This is a genomic window from Hamadaea flava (genome assembly GCF_024172085.1).
Taxonomy (GTDB): domain Bacteria; phylum Actinomycetota; class Actinomycetes; order Mycobacteriales; family Micromonosporaceae; genus Hamadaea; species Hamadaea flava.
This window is the reverse complement of sequence record NZ_JAMZDZ010000001.1, coordinates 8,752,293-8,772,726: the sequence shown is the minus strand read 5'-3', so window position 1 is coordinate 8,772,726 and position 20,434 is coordinate 8,752,293. Positions and strand designations below refer to the sequence as shown.

General features: G+C 67.4%; 16 protein-coding genes. 5 read left to right on the top strand and 11 right to left on the bottom strand.

From position 1 onward, the window contains the following. Positions 1-15 precede the first annotated feature (15 nt). The 5 genes from HDA40_RS40760 to HDA40_RS40740 all read right to left on the bottom strand — a co-directional run bounded on the left by HDA40_RS40760 (position 16) and on the right by HDA40_RS40740 (position 6,563). Positions 16-954, bottom strand: a complete 939-nt coding sequence (locus HDA40_RS40760) for a carbohydrate ABC transporter permease (RefSeq protein ID WP_253763436.1) — start codon at positions 952-954, stop codon at positions 16-18. A gap of 8 nt (positions 955-962) precedes the next feature. Next, positions 963-1,880 carry a carbohydrate ABC transporter permease gene (locus HDA40_RS40755; RefSeq protein WP_253763435.1) on the bottom strand — a complete coding sequence of 306 codons (918 nt, stop codon included), beginning with the start codon at positions 1,878-1,880 and terminating at the stop codon, positions 963-965. A 2-nt stretch (positions 1,881-1,882) separates the two neighbouring features. Then, entirely contained in the window at positions 1,883-3,307 is a 1,425-nt protein-coding gene (ngcE, locus tag HDA40_RS40750) for an N-acetylglucosamine/diacetylchitobiose ABC transporter substrate-binding protein (protein WP_253763434.1), read from the bottom strand. A 32-nt stretch (positions 3,308-3,339) separates the two neighbouring features. Then, positions 3,340-4,887, bottom strand: coding sequence for a right-handed parallel beta-helix repeat-containing protein (locus HDA40_RS40745; RefSeq protein ID WP_253763433.1), 1,548 nt, complete (start codon positions 4,885-4,887; stop codon positions 3,340-3,342). A gap of 83 nt (positions 4,888-4,970) precedes the next feature. Further along, positions 4,971-6,563, bottom strand: a complete 1,593-nt coding sequence (locus tag HDA40_RS40740; protein ID WP_253763432.1) for an FAD-dependent oxidoreductase — start codon at positions 6,561-6,563, stop codon at positions 4,971-4,973. A gap of 157 nt (positions 6,564-6,720) precedes the next feature. On the opposite strand from HDA40_RS40740, the gene HDA40_RS40735 reads away from it, so the two are divergent. The 5 genes from HDA40_RS40735 to HDA40_RS40715 all read left to right on the top strand — a co-directional run bounded on the left by HDA40_RS40735 (position 6,721) and on the right by HDA40_RS40715 (position 13,011). After that, positions 6,721-7,830 carry a LacI family DNA-binding transcriptional regulator gene (locus tag HDA40_RS40735; RefSeq protein WP_253763431.1) on the top strand — a complete coding sequence of 370 codons (1,110 nt, stop codon included), beginning with the start codon at positions 6,721-6,723 and terminating at the stop codon, positions 7,828-7,830. Between the two features lie 8 nt (positions 7,831-7,838). After that, positions 7,839-8,561, top strand: coding sequence for a sugar phosphate isomerase/epimerase family protein (locus tag HDA40_RS40730; RefSeq protein ID WP_253763430.1), 723 nt, complete (start codon positions 7,839-7,841; stop codon positions 8,559-8,561). Beyond that, complete coding sequence (locus HDA40_RS40725; RefSeq protein ID WP_253763429.1) at positions 8,558-9,610, top strand: Gfo/Idh/MocA family protein; 1,053 nt, start codon at positions 8,558-8,560, stop codon at positions 9,608-9,610. Before HDA40_RS40730 ends, HDA40_RS40725 begins: the two co-directional genes overlap by 4 nt. 427 nt (positions 9,611-10,037) lie before the next feature. Then, positions 10,038-11,744 carry a hypothetical protein gene (locus HDA40_RS40720; protein WP_253763428.1) on the top strand — a complete coding sequence of 569 codons (1,707 nt, stop codon included), beginning with the start codon at positions 10,038-10,040 and terminating at the stop codon, positions 11,742-11,744. 127 nt (positions 11,745-11,871) lie between these two features. Then, a complete protein-coding gene (locus HDA40_RS40715) occupies positions 11,872-13,011 on the top strand; it encodes a hypothetical protein (RefSeq protein ID WP_253763427.1) in 1,140 nt (379 codons plus the stop codon). Between the two features lie 326 nt (positions 13,012-13,337). Here HDA40_RS40715 and HDA40_RS40710 read toward each other — a convergent pair whose 3' ends face one another. From HDA40_RS40710 to HDA40_RS40685, 6 genes are all read right to left on the bottom strand, one after another. Beyond that, positions 13,338-13,661, bottom strand: a complete 324-nt coding sequence (locus tag HDA40_RS40710) for a hypothetical protein (RefSeq protein WP_253763426.1) — start codon at positions 13,659-13,661, stop codon at positions 13,338-13,340. Positions 13,662-13,779: 118 nt separating this feature from the next. After that, positions 13,780-14,559, bottom strand: a complete 780-nt coding sequence (locus HDA40_RS40705; protein WP_253763425.1) for a hypothetical protein — start codon at positions 14,557-14,559, stop codon at positions 13,780-13,782. A gap of 42 nt (positions 14,560-14,601) precedes the next feature. Further along, complete coding sequence (locus HDA40_RS40700; RefSeq protein ID WP_253763424.1) at positions 14,602-14,883, bottom strand: hypothetical protein; 282 nt, start codon at positions 14,881-14,883, stop codon at positions 14,602-14,604. A 266-nt stretch (positions 14,884-15,149) separates the two neighbouring features. Further along, entirely contained in the window at positions 15,150-16,742 is a 1,593-nt protein-coding gene (locus HDA40_RS40695) for a peptide-N4-asparagine amidase (RefSeq protein WP_253763423.1), read from the bottom strand. A 137-nt stretch (positions 16,743-16,879) separates the two neighbouring features. Then, complete coding sequence (locus HDA40_RS40690) at positions 16,880-18,190, bottom strand: M14 family metallopeptidase (RefSeq protein ID WP_372503131.1); 1,311 nt, start codon at positions 18,188-18,190, stop codon at positions 16,880-16,882. A gap of 102 nt (positions 18,191-18,292) precedes the next feature. Beyond that, positions 18,293-20,173, bottom strand: coding sequence for a S8 family peptidase (locus HDA40_RS40685; protein ID WP_253763422.1), 1,881 nt, complete (start codon positions 20,171-20,173; stop codon positions 18,293-18,295). Positions 20,174-20,434: the final 261 nt, after the last annotated feature.

The following is a 20,434-nucleotide window of genomic DNA, read 5'->3' as shown; positions in this document are numbered from 1 at the left end:
ACGGACGAGGCGGGATCACTTGATGGCGCCGGCGACCATGCCGGCCTGGATCTGGCGTTGGAAGCTCAGGTAGACGACGAGGACGGGCAGGATCGAGATGGTCAGCCCGGCGAACAGCGCGCTCCAGTTCCCGGCGTAACCCTGGCTGACCGCCAGGTTCGCCAGTCCTTGCGTGAGCACGTACTTGTCCGGGCTGGACTGCAGGATCAGCGGCAGCAGGTACTGGTTCCATTGGCCGAGGACGACGAAGATGCCTACGCTGACCAACCCGGGCCGGGCGACGGGGAGCATGATCCGCAGGAATGTTCCCCAGTGGCCGCAGCCGTCGATGAAGGCGGCTTCAGCCAGTGCCGCGGGGAGGGTGCGGAAGTACGCGGTCAGGAAGAACACCGCGAACGGCAGGCTGTAGACGGAGTAGATGATCGCGAGCCCGATCAGCGAGTCGGCCAGGCCCAGGCCGCGGGCGATGAAGAAGAGCGGGACGATCGCCAGGAACGTCGGAAACGTCATGCCCGCGACGAACAGGTAGTAGACGGCGCGGTTGCCGCGGAACGAGTAGCGGGCGACGACGTAGGCGACGAGGGCTCCCATGCTCAGCGTCAGGGCCGAGCCGAGAGTCACCACGACGGCCGTGTTGAAGAAGTAGCGGCCGATTTCGGCCGTGGTCCACGCCTCCACGAAGTTCTCCCACCGTGGTGTGGCGGGCAGACTCCACGGGCTCGCGAGCACCTCGTCGCTGGTCTTGAACGAGGACAGCACCGCCCACGCCAGCGGCAGCACGACCATCGCGGCCCAGGTCAGCAGGATCCCGTGGGTGAAGACGTTCAGAGCCGTGCCGCGTAGGGTCCGATCGGTCGCGGTGCCCGAGGCGGCGCGCCGCGTACCGGCAGGAGTGGCCCGTGGCGCGGGGTTCTGCTCGTCGACGGCGGGCGCCGATGGTGCGTTCAGGCTCATGGCGGTCCCTAATACTCGATGCGTTCACGCCGGGTGAGCCGCAGCGACACCCAGGCGAACAGCAGGGTCAGCAGCAACAACGCGACGCCGATGGCGGTGGCGTAGCCGAACTCGCTGTCGGAGAAGGCGGTGAGGTAGAGGTAGTTGCCGAGAACCTGGGTGGCGTTGTCCGGGCCACCCGAGCCGCCGGCCGCCGACATGACGTTGACGATGGCGAACATGTCCAGGGCGTGGATGCCGAGGTAGACGCCTGCGACCTGCACGGTGTCCCAGATCAGCGGCAACGTCAGCCGCCAGAACGTCTGCCAGCGGGTGGCGCCGTCGAGGCGGGCCGCCTCGAACAACTCCACCGGGATCACGCTCATCGAGCTGGTGAACAGGACGACGTAGAAGCCGACCGACAGCCACACGATGACAGCGAGGATGGCGGCGTACGCCGTCGATTTGTCGCCGAGCCAGTTCACCGCGTCGATTTCGGCCACGCCGAGCAGGCCGTTGAGCAGCCCGCTCGGCGTGGGGTCGTAGACGTTGGCGAACAGCACGCCGACGACGGCGATCGACAGCACGTGCGGGAAGAAGTAGGCCACTCGGTAGAACGCGCCGCCGCGGACGTTCAGCGTGCCACCGCGGGCGCGGTAGCGGCCGACCCGGATCATCGTGGCGAAGAACAGTCCCAGCGCCAGCGTGACGACCGGGATCGCCACGACGGCGATCACGTTATGCCACAACGAGATCCAGAAGACGTCGTCATGCACCAGCCGCGTGTAGTTGGCGAGGCCGACGAAGTTCCGCTGCGGTGACAAGCCGTTCCAGTCCGTCAGCGAGATGTAGAACGACTGGGCGTACGGCGAGACCACCAGCACGCAATAGAGGATCACCGGCACCGCGAGGGCGGAGACGATGAAGCCGCGACTTCCCGCACGCATGATCAGGCGTCCTCGTACTTCGGCACGGACGGGTCGTTGCGCAGCGTGTCGGCCATCTTCTGGCAGCGCTGGGCCCACTGGTCCGGGTTGATCTCCTTGGTCATCAGCGCGCTGGTCGCCGCGGACGCCTCCTGCTGGAGCTTGGAGTACCAGGTGCCGTAACGCCAGTAGAAGGTGTTGGTGCCCGACGCCGCGAGCGCGTCGCGGATCGACTGCAACCCGCTACCGGCCTGCTCCGGGGTGTACCCGGCGAGGCTGGTCAGGGTTTGCGTCTGCTTGGTGAAGCTCTTCGAGGCGGTGGGCGAGAGCAGGATGCGCAGCAGCTCCAACCCGCCGTACGGATTCTTCGCCGCCGACGGCACGATGTACCCTTCGCTGCCCATGCCGCGGATGGCCGCCTGCGGCATGGCGTCGCTCTTGTCCAGCGACGGCGGGGACGCGATGACCATGTCGAAGCCCTTCGGGGTGACCGTGCCCAGCTCGCTTTCCAGCCACGAGCCGCAGGGGATGAACGCGGCCCGGCCCTTCGCCCAGTAGGTCTGCGCCTGAACGTGCGTCAGGCCGGACGTGCCGGGCATGACGTAGCCCTTTTCAGCCAGCTGATACATGGCGTTCGCGGCTGCCAGGACCGCGGGCTGCTTCCAGCTGTCCGGTGCGAGGCTGTCCAACGACTTGCGGACAGCCGATCCGCCAGCCTTGATCGCCATCATGATCAGCGGGGTGAGGATGTAGCTGGGAGTCTTGCCCTGGTAGGTCCAGGGCGACATGCCGGTCGCCTTGATCTCCGCACAGAGATCGAGCATCTCGGCCCAGGTCGTCGGATAGGTCCAGCCTTTGGCGGCGAACAACGACTTGCTGTAGTACAGGCCGTGCACCGTGTAGGTGTAATAGAGGACGTGCGGCTTGCCTTTGAAGGAGCCCTGCTCGATGAGCCCGGGCAGCAGCGTGTCGCGTACTGTCTTGCCGCCGCCGTCGATCGCCGGGGCGTCCAGGAGCGCTGTGAGATCCATCAGCTGGCCGTTGTCCACGAGCGGCGTGAAGGCGAGGGAGCCGGAGCCGGAGTTGTCGATCAGATCGGGCACGTCGCCGGAGACGAACCGCGGCTGCAATTGTTTGCCGAGGTCCTGGCCACCGGTGTGCTTGATCTCCGCCTTGGGGAAGCGCTGCTTGTAGATCGCGTGGGCGTCGAGCACGTACTGGTCGCCGTAGCCGCCCTTGAAGATCACGGTCTCCACTGGTTTGTCGGCGGGTACGCCCAGCGGGTTCTCCGCGGTCACGGCGGCCTGCTTGCCGGCCGCGTTGGTGCCGGTTCCGCCGCCGGAGGAGGTGGCGCAGCCGGCGAGGGCGTTCGTGGTGAGGGCTGCGCCGAGGGCGGCGCCCAGCGTCAGCACGGATCGGCGGTTCAGTCTGTGAGCGTCGTCGTTCATCTGTCTGCTGCCTTTCGTCTCATGCGGGGCGGTCATGCGGTGAGGGTGACGGTCACGCCATCGCGGCCGGACACGGTGGTGCCCGGCAGCGGACGCAGGATGAGGTTCAGGTCAGCCGGTGTCGCCGCGGTGGGCCGGAACTGCACGGGGACGGTCACCTCGCGGTGGCCGGGGCCGATCACGGCGACACCGCTGAGGCCGTCGTAGTCGACCCGGTGTCGGGCGGAGCCGTCGAGGTCGTAGCGCACGACCAGCGGTGCTGCGAGATCGTCGCCGAGCCGCCGGATCGTCACGGTCGCGGTCTCACCGGGGCGTACCATCCGGCGATCGGCATAGAGCACGACCTTGGCCGCGCCGGCGTGCGGCCGGATGTCGAGCGCGACGTCCTTCGTGGCGCCGGCGGTGTCGATGATCGGGTCCTGCGGGCTGACCGCCCAGAGGTCGCCTTGGACGTTGCACAGCGTCGGGTCGCCGGCTCCCTCGACGCCCGCGAGGAACGGCCCGGCGAGGTTGCCCTGCAGCATGGCGTCGTCGAACTGGACGTTTCCGTATTCGGGCAGGACGGTGACCAGCCCGGACCAGATCTTGACGAACGGTTCCGTGCGGGGCGTGTCGCGCAGCGCGGTGAAGGCGACCCGCTCGAAAGTGGTACGCAGTCCGTCGTAGCCGCGCTGTCCGTAGACGTTGACGGTGCCAGGCGAGTCGCCGGCGTCGAAGACACAGTCGCGGAAGACGACCGTGCCCTGCTCGGCGGGGCCGCGAGCGCCGGGCTGGACGTGCACGACCGCGTCGCCGGTGGGGCCCATGTAGCAGCGCTCGACCAGTACGGAAGCGGGGGTGCTCTCGGGCCGATAGCGCATCAAGTTGATTTCGAAGCTGTACTTCTTGTTGCCCGCGAACACCGTGTCGCGGATGACGACGTCCCGGATCGGCTGAGACAGCGTGTCGGGTTCGAAGTCGATGCCCGCCTCCGGCGCTGTGCCCTGGGTGTTGATCAGCGCGCAGCCCTCGATGAGCAGCCCATCGGCGGCGATGACGCTGATCGCGTTGCGCTTGTTGTCGTCGCAGACGACATTGCGGATCGTGACGTTCTTCGACCCTGCGCCGAGGATGATGCCGTCGCCGGGCGCCCCGCGCAGCGTCATCCCCTCGATGGTGACGGACTCGCTGGTGCCCATGCGGACGATCGATCGCCACTCGCCGGTGTACTCGGGCTTGTTCATTACGCAGGTCGCGCCGTAGCCGACAAGCTTGATGTCATGGCGCTCGTGGATACGCCAGATGCCGTCGCGGGTGTCGGGGAAGCCGCCTGGCAGACCACGCAGCACCACGCCGTCCTCGAGGATGACGGTGAGGCTGTCGCGCTGAATCCACAGCGGTCGGGTGATCCAGTCCTGCCCGACGTTGTCGATGATGACGACATCGGCACCGCTGTTCAGCGCGGCGGTCAAGGCGCCGGTGGCGTCGACCGGGTCGAAGCCGAACTGCGAGGCGCGGACGACCGTGGCGTCCTGGCTCGGCGTGGCGGCGGCGGCACTTGCCCGGGTGGCGCCGTAGAGCGCGGGCAGGACCGCGGCCATCCGTAGCATCATCCGGCGGGAAACGGTGGGGTTATTCGGCATGGAGGTACTCCAGAAACGTCGAGGTTCAGGGAGCGGTAGCGTTAGACGATCTTCTTTCGAACCCGGTCCGGCCAGGCAAGCTCGACGCCGAGGCGTCCGGCCAGGACCCGCTGGTATTCGGCGAGGTGATCCGGTTTGCCGCGAACCGCGCGCGGTGGCTGCCCGGTGGCCAGGCAATACGCGGCCAGGGCTCCGGCGGCCTCCCCGATGTTCCATTCCACCGGGTGCGTGCGGTAGCAGCCGTTGGTGATGTGGGTGGTGCCGATGTTCTTCGCGGCCGGCAGGAGGTTTTCCATCCGCACCGGAAGTAGCGCGCCCAGGGGAATCTGGAAAGGATGAACCGCGATGTCCACATAGGTGCGTGGTGTGCCCGAGCCGGTGCTGGGATGCAGGTCGATGCGGTAGCAGCCGATGCCGACGGAGTCCTCGAATATCTCCGAACCGGTCGGCCGGCCCGAAGCCTCGCGGGCTTCGACACCGAGATGTTCCTCGACGACGGTGAGGTCGGCGACGATGCGGCGGGCCTCCCGGATGTAAGGACGCTCGGCGAGCCACTGAAGCCGAAGCTCCGGGTAGCCCGCGCCGCCGTCGTGCCGCGGCGCCTCGGTCTGCATCCAGTAGAGCAGCGACAGGCTCAGTTCCTTGGCGGCGTCGATGTTTTGCTGCTTCTCATCAGCGTCGACACCGATCAACGGGCGGAGGAAGTAGTCGTTCTGCGGCCAGTTGACGAGAGTGACATCGCTCGCCAGGAAGCCCGGCTCCAGGTTGCGGGCCGACAGGATCCGCCGGTAGGTCCAGCGGTCGATCGCGTGACCGCCGGTGAGGGAGGCCGATTCGGCGACGAGCGGCTGTGTCCTGGCTTCGAGGGTGATGGGAACGACATCGGTCCACGACAGCAGCGGTCCCGGCCAGAATTCGGGCGTGTAGCTCCGCCAGAAGTCGTAGTCCTCCGGGCGGTCGATCGTCCAGTTCTCGCCATCGCGGTAGTCCATGGCGAAACACCACGTGATGGCCTGCTGGTCAAGAGGCTGCGCCGGGCCGTTGAGGGCGTGCATCTCGCCGGTGGTGGCCTGACTCTCGGCCCCGGTGACCCACTCGGTCCCCGACAGCTCCAGTAAGTCGCCTAGCTCCGTTGCGTCAAGGACGTAATCGGCGACGACCGTGACCGTGCCCAGGTCCTCCGTTACGAAGGTGACTGATGTGATCCGATCACCGTCGGTCGTGACGTGTTGTGGCTGCGTCCGGGTCAGGATCGTCAGCCGGCCGCAGGCCACGTATGGCGCGAGCATGCCGTCGATCGCGGCGAGCGCCGCCTTGGGCTCGAAGCACAGCGGGCTGACCCGGCCACCACCAGGGCTGAGGGCGTCCTCCGCCCGAGCTGACTGGCTCAGCGGATAGAAGCGCCGGTAATAATCTCGGATCTCTCTGCGCAACGTGCGGTAGCTGCTGGTGCCGCCAAACGTCTCGATCCACTGGTTCTCGTCCGGCGGCACCGCCTGGGACGTGAGCTGGCCACCAAGCCACGGTGACTCCTCGGTCAGCACCACCCGCTGCCCGAGGCGGAGCGCGGCGAGAGCAGCGGCGACTCCTCCGGTGCCGCCGCCCACCACCAGGATCGGCGTTTCGGTCTGCATCTGTCGGCCTCCCGACTCCAGGAACTGCTCCGGGTGCTAAAGCGCTTCCAGCTTTGGCTAAAGCGCTTTAGCGGATGCTAGGCTCACCGTATGACGTTGTCAATGCGCGCGGGTCTCCGGAATGGACACGGCGACCGCCAAGGGCAGGCAGGCATGCATGAGTGAGCGCCAAAGGATCGGGCGGCGGCGGGTGACCCAGCAGGACGTGGCCCGCGCGGCCAACGTCTCCACCGCCATCGTCTCGACCGTCGTGAACAACAAGGCCGACACGCTGCGAGTCAGCGAGCAGACCCGCGCCCGGGTCTGGCAGGCCATACAGGATCTGCGATACGTGCCCAACGCGGCGGCCCAAAGCCTGGCCGGGGGGCGTAACCGGCTCATCGGCGCGTTCACGTATCAACGCCTCTTCCCCTGGGAGAGCCGGGACTTCTACTACGAGTTCCTGCTCGGTATAGAGGAGGAGGCGGAGCAGACGGGGCACAACCTGCTGCTGTTCACCGGCGCGCGCAACGACGCCGGCGAGCGGTCGATCTTCAACCACAACACCAACCTGCTCGAGCTGGCTGACGGAGCGATCCTCGTCGGCGGACGCATCGACGGCGACGAGATCCAGCGGCTGGCCGAGGAGAAGTATCCCTTCGTGATGATCGGACGACGCGACGCCGCCGGGCCGAAAGTCTCCTGGATCGCCGCCGACTACACCGCCGCCACGCAGATGGTCGTCGACCGGTTGCATGCCTTGGGGCACCGCACCATGCTGTTGGTGGTCGGAAGCCGCACGCACGAGACGGTGTTGGAGCGGCGTGCCGGATTCGAGGCGGCCCGACGGCGGCACCGGCTGGGCGACCGAGCACAGCTGGTGGTCTTCGGCGAGCCGAACCCCGACCTGCCCGAAGCCACGTGCGTCGCCGACGAGGCCGAGGTACTACGGTTCGCCCGCGCGGCGGGGGCGACGGCGGTCATCGCCGAATCGTCCTATGTCATTCACCGCATCTACCAGGCGGCGCTCGCCGAGGGCCTGCGCATCCCGCAGGATCTGAGCCTGGTCGGTCTAGGCGACCACGGCGACCGGCAGAACGTGCTCTCCCCCGACCCAGCCCTGACGCTGGTGCACACGCCGAGCCGGCTCATCGGCGCGACCGCCGTACGCACCCTGCTGCGTCGGCTCGACGCGCCGGAATCCAAGCCCGACCAGATTCGAATCCCATGCGAGCTGTCCGAAGGGACGACCGTCGCGGCGCCGCCGCGCAGAAAGGCCAGCCAGTGAACATCGGAGTGCAACTCTATTCCGTCCGCGCCGACCTGCAGGCAGGCACTCCGGGTGACGTGCTGGGCCGCCTGGCAGCGATGGGATACGGCTTGGTAGAGCCAACCTTCGGGCTGGTGAACGGAGACGCGCTGGGCTTTCGCCGCGTGCTCGACGACCTCGGCCTGACCGCCAGCTCCCTGCACGGCCCGGCATTGGGCCCGCTGCGCCCCCAAGTGGCCGAGGCGGCCCACGCGGTCGGCGCCGACACCGTGGTGGTGCCGGCCATTCCCGACGCCGACTTCGCCACCGCGGCCGGCGTCGCCCGCTCGGCGGAGCGGCTGGCAGAGGCGGCGGATTCGCTGACCGCCCTGGGACTCCGGCTCGCGTACCACAACCATCACTGGGAGCTGGCCAACCGCCCGGGAGGCCAAGCCGGTCTGGAGTTGCTCGCCGCGTTGCTGCCACCCGAGGTGGGACTGGAGGTCGACGTCTACTGGGCGGCCGTCGGCGGCGCCGACGTGCCCGCGCTCCTGCGCGACCTGGGTGACCGGGTGCGGCTGCTGCACGTGAAGGACGGACCCGCCACGGTCGACGACGCCATGACCGCCGTCGGGTCGGGCACCCTGCCGATCCGGGAGATCCTGGCCGCCAGCCCGGAGGCGCTTCGCATCGTGGAGCTGGATCGCTGCGACGGCGACGTGTTCGAGGCGCTCGCCGCATCCGTCGCCTACCTCAAGGAGCTGCCGTGAAGCCGGTCGGCGTCGCCGTCGTGGGCTGCGGCACGATCAGCCACCAATACTTCACCACCCTGGCCGCGCGGCCGGAAGTCCGGATCATCGCCTGCGCCGACCTCGACCTCGATCGTGCCGCGAAGGTCGCGCTCGACCATGCCGTGCCGGTGCATGGCGACCTGGCAACGGTGCTGGCCCATCCCGAGGTGGAGCTCGTGGTCAACCTCACGATCCCCGCCGCCCACGCGCCGGTCGCGCTGGCGGCCATCCAGGCCGGCAAACACGTCTACACCGAGAAGCCGTTCGCCGCGACGCCTGCCGAGGCCGCCGAGGTGCTGGCGCGGGCATCGGCCGCCGGGGTGCTCACGGGCGGCGCACCAGACACGTTCCTCGGCGCCGGTCTGCGAACAGCGGCGCGGGTCGTGAGCGACAGTGTGATCGGGGACCCGCTGTCAGCGATCGTGTTGATGCAGGGGCCGGGTCCCCACCGCTGGCATCCTGATCCGGAGTTCCTGTTCGGACCGGGCGGCGGCCCGCTGTTCGACATGGGACCCTATTATCTGACCGCTCTAGCCGTCCTGTTCGGACCAGTCACGCGGGTCAACGCCACGGCTCGCAAAGGATTCACCGAGCGGGTCATCGGGCAGGGACCGCGCGCCGGGCAGACCTTTCCCGTCGAGGTGGCCACACACGTCACGGCGCTGCTCGAGTACGCCGGCGGCCAAGTCGCCACTGTCGTGTTCAGCTTCGACTCGCCCCTATCGCGACAGGGCTTCTTCGAGATCACCGGCACGACGGCGACCCTTGCCGCGCCCAACCCCAACAAGTTCACCGGGCCGGTCCAGATCCGCCGCGCCGGGGACTCGGAGTGGACGGACATCCCCGTGCCGGAGGCCGACGACGGGCGCGGCATCGGCGTCTGCGATCTTGCCCGCGCGATCCGCACCGGCGAACGACACCGGGCCAGCGGCGAGCTCGCGGCCCACGTCGTGGACGTCATGGCGGCGATACAGGAGTCGGCCGAACGGAGTGCGATCATCGAGTTGTCGAGTCCCTGGAGGCCGTGAGGCGTACCTAGGTCGCGCCTCGACGCGAGGCGCGGCCGCATCGGGGATCGCAGCCGCTACGTGGCTGTGCGAACGCGCGGTGCTGCCGCAGCTGACCTGGGCCGAATGAATCGGCCCGCGCCTTGTGAGGTGCGGGCTGGTTGGTCTGTATCGCTGTCCGATATGGCGCTCCGCCACTCGTGACAGTAGGCGTACACCGGTGTTCCGGCTAACCGTGCGGACGGTCGGCGCGCGCGGGCGGCCTGATCGGCGTACCCCGGCCAGGGTGGCGGGTGTCGGATCGACGACCAGGCCACGTGGTCGGCGTACCGCGGATCCGCGACGGCCTTGCGGGACGGGGAGGCCGCCGACAGGGTGTGGGGCCTGGGAGCGACGAAAGGGCAGGTGGGGCCCCATGCGACAGTTGGCGATGGTAGGTGTGCTGGGCATGAGCCTGGTCCTGGCGGCCGGGTGCAGCGACGACAAGGTCGCGGAGAAACCGCCGACGGTCCGCGCCAGCGTCCAGGCTGGGCAGCCGGTCAAACTCGCCGACGAAACTCACCACCTGGTCGTCGAGGCCGCCGCCGACGCACTGCCTCCGGGCGACCTCGTCATCGCAGGCGCCGCGCCAGCCAAGGACAAAGCAGTCGTACGCGACGCGGTGTCGATCACGACGGACAGCGGTGAACCTGTTGCCGGTGCTGTGACGTTGACCTTCACCGTCCCCGCGACCGCACCGGACACGGCCACTGTCGCGTACCTCGAATCCACGACGCAGCAATGGATTCCGGTTCCGTCGCAGCGGTCGGGCACCACGCTTACCGCCGAATCCAGTCACTTGACGGACTTCGGCTGGTTCGACGATCTACGCCTCGGGCTCGGGCAGATGCTCGGCACCCGGGCCGCAGCGCCAACGTGTGGCGGTCGACCGGCCTGGTTCAAGGATCTGGTCATCGTGCCGAGCGCGGACGCCCAAATCTTCGCCTGCGCCGAGTCAGCCGGCTCGGACGTCCGGCTGAAGGTGGTCAACAACCGGGCGTTCCCGGTCGGGCTGGAGCTGTCCGCCAAACCGTCCAGCATCACCAGTCCCATGTGGCCGACCACCCTGGTCGAACTCCTGAACTCGGCGCTGACCCGGACCCTCAAGTCCGACCGGACGATCGCACTGCCGCCCTTCGGCGAAGTCGACCTCACCTATCGCCAACCGACCGACCCGGTCCACGTGACCGGATACGTGCGTACCGACATCGCCGTGGCGCTGCTGACCGTGCTGCTCAACGCAGCTCTGGACATCAGCGACTTCGACCTGGTGATGCCGGGCGGCAAGAAGCTCGGCGTGGCCGTCCTGAACTGCTTCGGCAGCCTCCTGTCGTCGACCAAAGGCCTGGCCGACGGCGTACGCACAACGAACCGCGGACTGATGATCACGGCGATCGCCAACCTGGCGGGCTGCTTCGAGGAGGTCTTCAAGACCGAACGTGCGGCGCTGGCGTTCAAGAACCCAGACACGGGCGTCGTCCGGGTCATGGCCGACAAGAAGGCGCAGTACCTCCGGCTCTCCAAAGCGCTCGACGCGGTCAAGTACTACGAACTCGCGAAGGCCGCCGCTCAACTCGCCGACCTCGCCATCGACACCTGGAGCAAGGACGTCCGCGAAGGCGCCGACGTCTCGGCCACCCTCGACAGCCCGCCGAGAATCCTGCTGACTGGCACGACCGTCGGCAAGATCCGTGTCGACTCCACCGCGGCCGACATCGAGAAGCGCCTGAAGGATCTGTTCGGCGCTCCGACCAAGACCTCTGATTGGTCCTCCTGCTCCTTGGGCGGAAACCCGGAGGCCCGGCGCAGCCTCGAATGGGGCGCGCTGGAGGTCACGATCCGCCGACCGGGCCGGTCCAACGCCCAGCTGGTCGGCTGGACCGTCCGCCCGGGAAAGCTCCCCGACGCCGTACGCCTGCCGTACAACGTCACGACCTCGATGACGGTGAAGGCGGCGATGAAGGCGATCCCGGACGCGAGCGGCGAATGGCTCGACACCTTCGAGATGTACCTCGTGACTACGCCTCGCACGTCGTCGATGACCTGGGCGGGCGATCGGGCCGACGGGAGCGGGAAGATCAGCTACATCTCGAACATGTTCGAACCCTGCGACTGAAGGCCGGCGTCCAGTTCTTGACCGAGGCGGGTCGCCGATTCCTGCCCGCAGGCGAGGACGCTCCTTCGATGCCCAGCGACTTCTAGCCATCGCTGGATATAGTCAGTCATAGATCTGGAGGTTCGCGATGTCACTTGGGCAGCTGACCACTTGGGCCAGTTCTGGCGTCACGGGCTTGCTGATCGGGTCGGTGCTCGGACTCACCCTGAGCGTGATTTTTGAGGACCGGCTGAAGCGATCTCTCGCGCGAACACGCCGACGTCTGCACGCGATCCGACGCGGCCAGCGCACCGGCAGGTCCGACTTCTCATTCGGCGGCCTCTCCAGCAGCTGCCTTATAGTCGAAGGCGATGGCACGTTCGCGATAGCCGATGAAGCCGTGTACATCCTTGTGTGCCAGGAACCAGTAAGCCTGCCACCCGAGATCAGGAAATGGATTCCTGAGATCGCAGCCGAGCAGGAGATCAAACGACAAGCAGGATTACCACATCACTTCAACGGCCAGGTATACGCCGTGGAGTCGCTCACCTCCTCCCGCATTCCCGGCACGGAGGAGCCCGAAGTCCACCTCCGGCTCCGCGTGTCCGATTACTACAGTTTTCTGGCGACACAAGATCTCGATCGAAGATTCCCCGACGGATCCACGCTGCGGTCCCGCTATATAGACCCGGTCGGCCCTCGCGCTGCCCCCGTCTTCATGTCGCTGAGTCTCGGGACCAGCGTCGTGGTCGTCACCAAGGATGACCGGATCCTGATGTGCCAACGAGGCGAGAGCGCAGGCTCTCGACCCCTATTCTGGGGCGTATCCGCGGATGAGGGCCTCTCGGTGTCGCTCGACGGCGCCGGCCAGCACGCACCGCGCCTCTACAACGTCGCCCGCCGCGGCATGATCGAAGAACTCTCCGTCGAGGATCACGAATACCGCCTGACACTTCTCGCCTTTACCATCGATACACTTCAACACCAGTGGGATTCGGTCTTTATCGCCTACCTCCACGAACTCGACTCCCATGATCTGGCCGAACGACTGGATCGAGGGGCCAAGGATCACAGCGAGATCAACGCCTACGAGTTCGTTCCGTTCCGGGTGGACGCAGTCCTGTCCGCGTTGTCGTCCAGTCCGAACGGCACGCCACGCAACTGGACTCCGATCGCGGGGGTTGCCTTCTACCTGGCGTTGATCCACGATCAGGGAAGAGCGAGCATCGAACGACAGGGCCGCCGCTTCGCGAAACAGCGACGGAGTCGAACTCTCAAACACTCGTAGCCCGACACAGCAACCCACGCCCGTCAGTGGGCTACGGACCCGCCGCAATGGCATCGCCCTCGTCGAGATTTGTCAGCGCAGTCGGTTGCGGCAGAATGTGCAATGAACTTGGCTGACGCCCGTGACTGTGACGGATCCGCCGCCGGCCAAGATCGGGCTTCTCGCCGAGCTCATCGGCGGCACTATGTCGTGGCCGTGGCGTACGCGTTGGCCTTCAGTGCGCACATGGGCTGATTGACGGCGGCCTTTGGTGGCAGGCCATGCTCGTGATGCTGCTCTCTTGCGTCGCCGCCTTCGTCGTACTCGGCGCATGGACTCGACCCTATCTACACCGGGAGACGGCGGGCGTACTCGCGGCAGTGGTGCTGTTCGGCGGTCTCGCGTACACCGTCAACGCCGCGGCGTTTCAGGTCGGGCGGATGGTCGTCGACGGACAGCGCAGCGTGCCGATGCCGCTCGTCGGCGTCACCGACACGAGCTACAGCGTGGTCGCCTGCTCCGATCATCGTGTCTACCGGCTCAGCCGCGACGACTTCACAATGGTCCCTTGGAGATGCCTCAGTGGTACGCCGGAGCCGCCGGCGCATCGCTCTGTTGAGGCTCTGCAGCTCGCCGAAATCGGTGCCGGGCACATGCGCCTCGGCGACCATGCCGGTGAACGCCTCGACGGCTCCCCGGCGGAGCGGCAGCCGGTCGGCGCGATCGCCGTGTCGACAGGACCGAACCTCGTGGTGCTCCGGGTGCAGCCCGGCGGTGAACGCTTGAGGTCTAGCCGCGCCCGCGGTACTCGGCCGACGTGGCCGGGGTCGTGTCAGTGCAGCCGCTCTGGCCGCACACGCATGCGTACGGAAAGGCCGGGAGGGTCGCCTCGATGTGCCGCTCATGCGCCACGATCTGCCGATGGACGACGTCGTTCTCAGCACGTCGTCGCGACGCCAGTTCCCGCCCGGGTCGCAACCGCGCGAAGGGCGCCGTGGCGGTGTTGACGGCCGTACGCACCGATGCCACCACCTCGTCCCACTCGACGTCGGTCGGGACTTCCACGACGGCGCGTCCCGCCGCCGAAGCCGCTGCTCGAAGACGCGCGCTGATCAACTGGTCCCGTTCGACCAGCGCTTCCACCCGGAAGCGGGCCGCGTGGTCTCCTTCCACGAGCCGTTGCCGTCGGGCCGCCCGCGTACGCTCGGCGGTGGTGACAAGCCAGATCGCGCCGATAGGTGACCACGTCGCCGCCGCTCCTGGATGCAGTTGCGGCCCTTCCACGAGCGTCGGCACCCCAGCGACTCGAGCAGCTCGGACGTCGTCCATCACGGTCGGCAGCCGGAGTGCGGACGTACGCTCGAAGTCATCGGCCGCGGCCACCGGGCCGAACGCGAGCACCTCATCGAGCGGGGGCCCGAGAGCGCCGAGGCGCTCCAGGTGGTCATAGGTGTACGCGTCCACCGGGTGCAATGCGAGGTCGAGCTCGCGGGCGAGCCGGCGGACTATCGTCGACTTGCCGGAACCGGGTGTGCCGCCAACCCAGAACATCGGCACGCTGGTCACCATTCGAGCCATCGTGCCAGACGACGCGAAGACTTCGCGGCTGAGTCATGACCGGTCCGTGCTTCTCAGGTGTAGTGCGGAACCTTGGTGCCCTTGCCTTTGGCTTTCGTCGGTCGCCTTGGGCGGCTCCGAAGCCGACGAGAACGCCCCGGCGAGGGACGCGACGAAGACCGTCTCCCCACTGTGCGGCTGCAGACAGTCGACCTTCATCTGGTAGGTGCCGAGTGCGACCCGGCAGTCACCGACCTTCGGCTGCTCGGGAGGTGCGGATGGGCTGTCCGCGAGCCCGGCCGGGGTGCCGCCGGTGGCGCAGCCCGCAGCGAGCATCAGCAACGCTGTCAGCCAGAGAACAGATCGGCGTCGGATTCTTCCGCCCCGTCTCGTCGCGCTCTGGCCGCGATCCCCCCGTCGTCAGCGCCCCCCTATGATCATCTCGCCACGCGATCCTAGACCGCCATCGCGGGCTGCGCGCTACAAGCTATTGAGGGCTGTCGGCCACGCCGATCGGCACCGGGGTGAATAGGGGCGTCCATACAATCCCGTCCCGTGTCGACAGGTGTGTATGGACGCTCCGGGTGTTGATCACCGCATGGTCAGCAGCCCGAGCTGTCCTCGGTGAAGTAGCCGTTCACGGTGGCGATCGTGTGGTCGTAACAGGTGTCTCCGTGGAGCTGGTAACGCTGGCGCGAGGTGCCGGTCGCGTGCCGGTCCGGGCGCGGAACCCCAAGTGTCCAGCTCGCCGTGCCCGTGAAGGTGTCGTCCTGCGTCCACCTGGTGGACGACTTCGGGCCGACGGTCGAGTGGGTCGCAGCGTCGGTCACCGTGAACGTGGTGGTGAGGCGGTTCTCGGCGGAGATGATGACCGAGCCGTCGAGGAGATAGCGCGCATTATGGACGGTTATCGAGGGTTGCCGGCCAGCGACGACCACCGTGGAGTTGTCGGTCCATTCGGCTTTGAGCGCATCGGGGTTTTCCTGCTCACCCCAGACGTGGTGTGAGGTGTTTCCGACGGTGCGCTGCACGTTGTACGTCACCCGGCCGTGCGAGGTCTGCACATAGCCTACGGCGGTGAACTTGTGCGCTGCCGCCACGGTGACGTCACTCGAACCCACGGTCACGGCATTGTCCAGTTCGGAGACATGAGAGGCGAGCAAGGCACCGGCCACCACCGCGGAACCGGCGTCGCGCCAGGCGAAGAAGTTCGTCGGCGCCTCCCAGCCGCCCTGCCCGGCCGGTACCCCGAGCACGTGTACGCGCACCTGATGGCGTTTGCCGTCCGTCAACCGGCCGACGAACGGACTCAGGTCATACGTGACCGGCGCGACGTTGAAGGCGCGTGGCGCAGGTATGGCGTACCAGAGGAAGGGGTTGGACCAGCCTCCGGTGTAGATGTGCGGATAGGGCATGGCGATGCCTGCGATCTCGCCGTCGACGAGCACCTGCACCTCACGGTAGGGACCGTTGTCGGCCGGGCAGGAGTAGCCGCTGGCGGAGGGAGCGGTGATGTACCAGAACTCCTCGCAGCCACCGCCGGAGCCGGTCGCGTAGACCTCGGCGACCAGACGCTCGGTGTTACGGGCGACCGTCAGGCTGCCCGTCGTGTCTGGGCCGTCGCTGGCGGTGTCGGCGAGCGGCAGTACGTCGTCGGGGGTTCCCGTGGGCCTGCCGCCAGGGTAGAACGTCAGATCTGCCTGGATGTCCAGAACGCCGGTGTAGGTGTCGTCGACGACATTGCCGAGCCACATCGTCACCTGCTGAGGTCTCGACAGCAACGCGGAGTACGCGGTCACGTCCTTCTCGACCGTCCACGCGATCCCGTCGACCGACGGCTCCGGGGTCGACGTCTTGAAGATGGTGGCGCCCCCGATCGCCAAGCGGCCCAGCCGGTCGAACTGACGGCCTCGAACGGCTCCGTGCACCGTCAGCACGACCGTCTGCCATGGACCGGCGCACTCGGCCGGTGGGGCGTACGCGCCGACGAAGGGATCGAAGTTAACGAACTGATGGTTGACGATTCGGATCGTGCATGACGGTCCATCGGGCCTGGCGATCGGCGGGGTGGCCGTGCGTGGGTCGTCCCAGTCGTTGCCGAACTCTGAGGGCGGCGGGGTGGCGGCGTGTGCGGTTGATCCGGCCCCCAAGAGCAGGACCATCGCTGCCGCGACAGCGGTCGCATAGCGTCTCATGATCTGGGAGTGTAGGTTCGCCGGCCCGCAAACCAGCCTGCGATCGGAACCGAACTGTATTCACAGTGCTCGGCGCGACGAATAACGTGCGGTTCCCGGTAGCTCCAGCCACCAGGAACCGCACGATCGTGTTCGGGCTACGCAGCGGTGCAGTACTGCGTCTCCTTTCCGATGGCGCGGTACACGCAGTCCGCGTACTCGGAGAGGATCAGGACGGCTTCCTTGTTGCGCGTCGTCTGCGGAACGATCTGCTCGTCGGGCGGGTAGAAGTCGCCACCGGTGCAGCACCAGATCGGGTACATCTCGAACGTATACGAGAAGATGCCCTGGTCGTGGAACATCCAGTCGTTGAGGGTGCCGTCCGCGACGTACAGCGAACTCGCCTGCTTCGCCGTGTAGCCGTTGGTCACGGCCATCTGATTGCCGATCGCCACGAACGTGGCTTGCTGGTCCACCGACATGTCCGGCCCGGTGTCCGCACGCGTGTAGCCGTACGGCCACAGGATCAACTCCGAGTACGAGTGGAAGTCGATGTTGACCTTGATCTGCTGTACGCCGCCGACCCGTCGGCTGAGAACGAAGTCCCGCAAACGCTGTGCCTCCGGAGCCGAGAACGCGAACGGCCCCCGATAGTCCTCAGCCGACGCAGTGCTGCTGGATCCGTTGCAGCATCCCCACTTGTAGGACCAGTTGCGGTTGAGGTCGGTGCCGACGTTCTTCCGGTTCGAACCGTTGGGCTGCCGATTCTTACGCCACATCTGGTACGTCCCGGACGCCACGTCGTACTCGGCACCGTCCGGATTGATCATCGGGATGATCCAGAACTCGCGACTGTTCACCAGGTTCGTGATGCGCGCGTCCGTGCCGTAGGAATCCGTGAACAGGTTCGCCAGGTAGAGCGCCTGCTCGACGGTGATGTGCTCACGGGCGTGCTGGTTCGCGTTGTACAGCACCTCCGGTTCGTTCTCATCGATCCCGACGTTGTCGGAGATCTTCACGCCGTAGATCGCCCGGCCCTCGTACGAGGTGCCGATGCTGAACTTCTGCGCGATCGCCGGGTGGTCCGCCACGATCTTGTCTAGCTCAGCGTTCGTCTCGGCGTAGTTGTGGTAACCAGAGTCGGCCGAGGGGAAGTCGAACGCGCCGACTCCCGGCGGTGCGACCGGCGCGGGTGCGCCTAGCCGTGTCGCGTGGAAACCGAGCTTGGTGATCTGGTTGACCTCTTCGGTCGTCGCGGTGATGTAGAGCTTGCCGTGCTCGATCGAGTCGATCGCGGCCCCGGTCCGGGCGACCGCGTCGGCCTCGGTGAAGGTCTGCGGACCGTCGACGACGTACTGCGCCGGGCTGGAGCCGGGCGAGTCCAGCGGCGCGCTCAACGCCGGACCGGGTTGGAAGGCGGCCGCTCCGACCGCGAGGACGATGACGAACGCTGCGACCTTTCGTCGCATGGGAGCCTCCCCAGGAAGATGGTTGGCAGGCCGATGACAGGAGGGGTGAAAGATGGCGGGAGAGGTGCTGGCGGGTGCGTCCACCAGCACCTCTGGTCCGCGTCAGGTGCCGAGGTTGAGCGTCCAGCTGTCGATGTAGCCGGCGTCACCCGTTTTCGCTGCGTCGCGTGCGGTCAGCTTCCAGGTGCCGTTCGCGGTCTGGCCGGAAAGGTTGAGGGTGTAGACCTTGTCGATGTTGACCGCGGATACGCCTGCCCGGTTGTGCAGGATGTAGGAGGTCTTGTTCGGCGAGACCAGGGTGACGATCAGGTCGCTGATGTAGGTGTGCTTGATGTGCACCTCGACCGTGCTCATCCCCACGGATCCGGCGCAGCCGGAGATCGTGATCGGGCTCTCCTGGGGCTGTTTGGTGCCCTCGAGGATCGGCACGTCGGTCCCGTTGGTCTGCGAGCAGCCGGGGGCCGCGTTCACGGTCAGCGTGAACGTCGCGTTCTGGGCGTGATAGGTGCCGGCGCCCTTGAGGGTGACCGGATAGGTGCCCGGCGCCGTCGACGCCGAGGTCGTGATGGTCATCGTCGAGCTGCCGCCGGAGGTGACCGTCGCCGGGCTGAAGGTGGCGGTGGCTCCGGCAGGAAGGCCGCCGGCGACCGCGAAGGTCACGGGTTCGGCGCTGCCCACCGTGGTGGTGGTGCTGACGGTCGCCGTGAGCGAGCCGCCGATGCCGGTGTTGCCGGACCCGGGCGTCACGGCCATGGCGAAGTCCTGCGACGGCGGTGCGACGTTGCTGACGTTGAGCAGCCGGTTCGGCGACCCGGGGCCCGGATCGGTGACGACACCGTAGGTGGCGGTGTTGACGACCAGCTTGTCGCGTACCTGCTGCGGAGTGAAGCCGGGGTTCGCGGCGAGGACCAGCGCGGCCGCGCCGGTCACGTGCGGGGTCGCCATCGACGTGCCGTTGGCGGTCTTGGTCGCGGTGTCCGAGCCGATCCATGCCGAGGTGATGCCGCTGCCGGGCGCGAAGATGTCCACGCAATAGCCGTAGTCGGAGTAGGACGCCCGGGTGTCCGTGTCGGTTGTCGCGCCGACCGTGATCGCCTCGGGAACCATGGCCGGGGTGAACGAGCAGGCGTCGGCGTTGCTGTTCGCAGCGGCGACGGCGAAGACCACACCGTCGCTGATCGCGCGGGCGACTGCGGTGTTCAGGCCCGCATCGTAGGGTCCGGCGAGGCTCATGTTGGCCACAGCTCGCGCACCGGCCGCGTGGTCGGCGGCGACCCAGTCGACCCCGGCGATGACGCCGGAGTAGGTGCCCGACCCGGTGCAGCCGATGACGCGTACGCCGACCAGCGTGACGCCTTTCGCGACGCCGTAGGAGGTGCCGCCGACGGTGCCGGCGACGTGGCTGCCGTGCCCGTGGCAGTCGCTGGCGTCGTTGTCGTTGTCGACGGTGTCGGCACCGGAGATCGCCCGGCCACCGAAGTCGCTGTGCGTGAAGTTGATGCCGGTGTCGATGATGTACGCCTTCACCCCAGCGCCGTTGTTCGCATAGGTGTAGGAGTTGTCCAGGGGCAGCGCCCGCTGATCGATGCGGTCAAGCCCCCACGACGGCGTAGGAGCCTGCGTGCCCGCCAGGGAAATGGTGCGATCCTGCTCCACATACGCCACGTCCGGGTTCGCGGCGAGCTGGGCGGCAGCGGTCGCGGACATCTTCGCGGAGAATCCGTGCACCGCGTGCTTGTACGTGCGGTTGATCGACCCGCCGTATCGGTTCGCAAGGCCGCTCGCGGTGGCGGTGAGCGAACTCGTGCTGACGTCGTCCTTCAGGACCACGATGTAGGAACCGGGGATCGCCGTGGAATCACCGGCGTACAGGATCTGGCCGACCGGCCCGGCCTGGGCGGGTTGACCGGTGGCGGTCATCGCGGCCACCAAGGCGAAAGCCGCGGTGACCGCCAATCTGGGTAGCAGACGCGTGAACGTCATCGTCACTCCTCGGGTGGGCGTGCCGCACCGCTGTACGTCGCTGAGAGCGGAGACGAGAGCGGTGCGGCACGGCAAAGTGGCTGACCGGCCGATCCGGCCCGCCGTTGTCGCGATCGAGCCGATGGGGAGGGATGGGCTCCGTCGAGGCAGAACAGCGGGTCCGGCGGCCGGTTGTCGGGCGGACGTCGCCTGGTGCATGAAGGACGTCGTCCGGTGCACGAAGACTCGGACAGCCCATTCACGCGGTCAAGGGTCTCGATG

Bases quoted from the DNA above. Each gene is read 5' to 3' on its own strand.
- HDA40_RS40760 (WP_253763436.1), bottom strand. From the start codon at position 954: ATGAGCCTGAACGCACCATCGGCGCCCGCCGTCGACGAGCAGAACCCC.
- HDA40_RS40755 (WP_253763435.1), bottom strand. From the start codon at position 1,880: ATGCGTGCGGGAAGTCGCGGCTTCATCGTCTCCGCCCTCGCGGTGCCG.
- ngcE (WP_253763434.1), bottom strand. From the start codon at position 3,307: ATGAACGACGACGCTCACAGACTGAACCGCCGATCCGTGCTGACGCTG.
- HDA40_RS40745 (WP_253763433.1), bottom strand. From the start codon at position 4,887: ATGGCCGCGGTCCTGCCCGCGCTCTACGGCGCCACCCGGGCAAGTGCC.
- HDA40_RS40740 (WP_253763432.1), bottom strand. From the start codon at position 6,563: ATGCAGACCGAAACGCCGATCCTGGTGGTGGGCGGCGGCACCGGAGGA.
- HDA40_RS40735 (WP_253763431.1), top strand. From the start codon at position 6,721: ATGAGTGAGCGCCAAAGGATCGGGCGGCGGCGGGTGACCCAGCAGGAC.
- HDA40_RS40720 (WP_253763428.1), top strand. From the start codon at position 10,038: ATGAGCCTGGTCCTGGCGGCCGGGTGCAGCGACGACAAGGTCGCGGAG.
- HDA40_RS40715 (WP_253763427.1), top strand. From the start codon at position 11,872: ATGTCACTTGGGCAGCTGACCACTTGGGCCAGTTCTGGCGTCACGGGC.
- HDA40_RS40710 (WP_253763426.1), bottom strand. From the start codon at position 13,661: ATGGTCGCCGAGGCGCATGTGCCCGGCACCGATTTCGGCGAGCTGCAG.
- HDA40_RS40705 (WP_253763425.1), bottom strand. From the start codon at position 14,559: ATGGTGACCAGCGTGCCGATGTTCTGGGTTGGCGGCACACCCGGTTCC.
- HDA40_RS40700 (WP_253763424.1), bottom strand. From the start codon at position 14,883: ATGCTCGCTGCGGGCTGCGCCACCGGCGGCACCCCGGCCGGGCTCGCG.
- HDA40_RS40695 (WP_253763423.1), bottom strand. From the start codon at position 16,742: ATGAGACGCTATGCGACCGCTGTCGCGGCAGCGATGGTCCTGCTCTTG.
- HDA40_RS40690 (WP_372503131.1), bottom strand. From the start codon at position 18,190: ATGCGACGAAAGGTCGCAGCGTTCGTCATCGTCCTCGCGGTCGGAGCG.
- HDA40_RS40685 (WP_253763422.1), bottom strand. From the start codon at position 20,173: ATGACGTTCACGCGTCTGCTACCCAGATTGGCGGTCACCGCGGCTTTC.